Raw genomic sequence first — 2,873 nt, forward strand, 5'->3', positions numbered from 1 at the left:
TGGAGAACGGCCAGGATGTACACTTGGATAAAGGCCAACTATTACAACCCAGACGGCTTTCTCTCGGATTATTCCCCCACTACAACTTCCGGGACAACAACGGTTGGAGTTTCAATAGGTGTTTCCGCAGGAGATGATGGGTCACAAGTAAGTGCATCTCAGTCGTGGAGTTATACGATCCCAGACGTCCAAGTTTACGATGAGAGCGACTATTCTCAGGAGCTCGCAAAGTGGGTGCATAAGATTGCACCTGACAAAGCCGTGGGTATGGCTACATATCAAATAGAACCCGGGGCTACATTAAGATTCCTTCAGTGGAACTACGGTGCCAAGGTATGGAGAGAGCACTACGGTGTCATCTACGCAAAACCTCCAAGCTGGTGGGAACCCGGGTGGTACTGGCATTATACCGGAGAGGACTGGGTTGAGTTCCGCATTTCCATGGGATGAAGTCGAAATTCTTTCTTCCTTCTGCTCTTTTTATGCTTTATATTCATTTCCAACGTCCAAAACCTTTTTATGAAACTTTCCCGCTCAACTCTCAGGTGGTAGGGCATGGGAGAGAAACCCGACAAATACGAGATTCTCCAGGATTTGATGAGAAGGAGGGGCTTCGCCTGGGGTAGCTTTGAAATCTACGGCGGTTCACGCGGATTCTATGACTACGGCCCGCTGGGTGCAACGATAAAGCGCAAAATCGAGCGGAAGATAAGGGAGGCCTTCCAGAGGGAGGGCTTCTTCGAGGTTGAAACTCCGGATATAACGCCCGAGAAGGTCTTTATAGCGAGCGGTCACGTCGAGAAGTTCGTTGATCCCCTGGTGGAGTGCAGGAAGTGTGGCGCGCGCTTTAGGGCCGACCACCTCGTTGAGGAGGCCCTGAGAATAGACGCCGAGGGACTCTCCGCTGAAGAGCTCACGAGGCTCATCAGGGAGCACGGCATAAAGTGCCCCGAGTGCGGCGGCGAGCTTTCAGACGTTTGGTACTTCAATCTCATGTTCGAGACGAGAATCGGCCCCTACGGCGATCAGAAGGGTTATTTAAGGCCCGAAACGGCTCAGGGTATGTTCGTGAACTTTAGAAGGTTAGCTCACTTCGCAAGGAGCAAACTGCCTTTCGGCGTCTTCCAGATTGGCAAGGCCTACCGCAACGAGATTTCCCCGAGGCAGGGAATGCTCCGCTTGAGGGAGTTCACGCAGGCAGAAGCGGAGATATTCTTCAACCCGGATGAAACGGTCCATCCCCACTTCGATGAGGTCAAAGACGAAGTTCTCAGGCTCTATCCGATTGAACACCAGCTCAAGAACCTCGGGGAGATAGAGATAACCGCGGGGGAAGCCGTAAAGAAGGGCTACCTAATGAACACCCTCTTCGCCTACTACCTCGTCATGGTCAAGAGAACTCTCCTAGACATCGGCATCCCCGAGGAGAAGATACGCTTCAGGCAACAGCTCCCGGAGGAGAGGGCCCACTACTCGCGCGACACCTGGGATGCAGAAATCCACAGCGAGCGCTTCGGCTGGGTGGAGTGCGTTGGCATAGCCAACCGCGGTGACTACGACCTGAGCAGGCACATGCGCGAGAGTGGGGCCGACCTTACTGTCCTCATCCACTACGACGAGTCGAAGATAGTCAAGCGTCTCGAAGTGAGCCTCAACATGAAGCGCGTCGGACCGAAGCTGAGGAAGGACGCAAAAAGGATAAGCGAGATGATAAAGGACTGGAACGAGGAGAAGAAGCACGAGTTAGCGGAGCTCCTTGAAAAGGAAGGAAAAGTCACAATCGAGGGCTACGAACTCGAAAAGGACGACTTCATAATCAGGGAGGTCGAGGAGAAGGTGACCGGCGAGAAGATAGTGCCCCATGTTTTAGAGCCGAGTTTCGGAATAGACAGACCCTTCTACCTGCTCCTTGAGAACTCGCTGGTTATAGAGGAGGACAGGACATACCTCAAACTCAAGAAGGATATGGCCCCCATAGAAGTTGCCGTGCTTCCGCTCGTCGCCAAGGAGCCGCTCAAGGGCATCGCCTACAGCATCTTTAGAACCCTCCAGAAGGAGGGCTTTATAGCTGTCTACGACGAGAAGGACACGATAGGGAGGCGTTACCTGAGATACGACGAGATTGGAACGCCCTACTGCGTCACCATCGACAACCAGACACCGGAAGATGGAACCGTCACAATCCGCGACAGGGACACAAGGGAGCAGGTGAGGGTTAAGATAGAGAAACTGCCCGGGAAGCTGAAGGAGCTGATCTTTGAGAGCTAGCACTTCCTCTCGATGATTTTCTCAATCTCCTCTTTCAATTCTACAAGCTGGGAACTTACGATGACCCAGACCACCGAAAGGTCATTCATGAAAAGGCAGGGACCGCGTTTAGACATATACCAGGTTCCCCTTAATATGTTCCCACAGCCCTTTTCTGCTCATGGCGGCGTTTTTTGTAATTAAATCTACAGGCAGGCCGAAGACTTCCTCCTAGACTTATCTCGTCTGCAGGAGAACGCACATATCCCCCATTTCCCTTCTCCCGAAGGGTAATGTATTGCGGGAACATAAGACGAAGCCAGGGGCAAAATCAATTGTCTTGAACGCTATGTTTCACAATTTAATCAGCAGCTTTTTAACCCCCGTAGCATACTCAAAACGAGAACTCCAATGCCAGCCAATCGTCGCTAAGTCAACTTTCTCCAGCATGCCCGCCCGCTCGGGGCGAACGGCGTTATCGAAAAGCTTAAACCTATTGGAATTAAACAAACAGCACCGTCCTCACGAAGACGTCCCTATGGTTTCCGAAGGCTTCGAGCATTTTTCCGGTGTAGCTCTTCTCCGCGACGTCGAGAACCCTGTTGAGGTTCCCGTTTATGGCATCA

At 52.1% G+C, this 2,873-nt stretch carries 2 protein-coding genes; both read left to right on the top strand.

Translation table 11 applies throughout. From position 1 onward, the window contains the following. Window positions 1-450: hypothetical protein (locus tag MVD07_RS02605; RefSeq protein WP_297498261.1), on the top strand; the 450-nt coding region annotated here is incomplete at its 5' end. 105 nt (window positions 451-555) lie between these two features. After that, window positions 556-2,268, top strand: a complete 1,713-nt coding sequence (gene glyS, locus MVD07_RS02610; protein ID WP_297498263.1) for a glycine--tRNA ligase — start codon at window positions 556-558, stop codon at window positions 2,266-2,268. Window positions 2,269-2,873: the final 605 nt, after the last annotated feature.

This window comes from Thermococcus sp., assembly GCF_027008145.1.
Classification (GTDB): Archaea; Methanobacteriota_B; Thermococci; order Thermococcales; family Thermococcaceae; genus Thermococcus.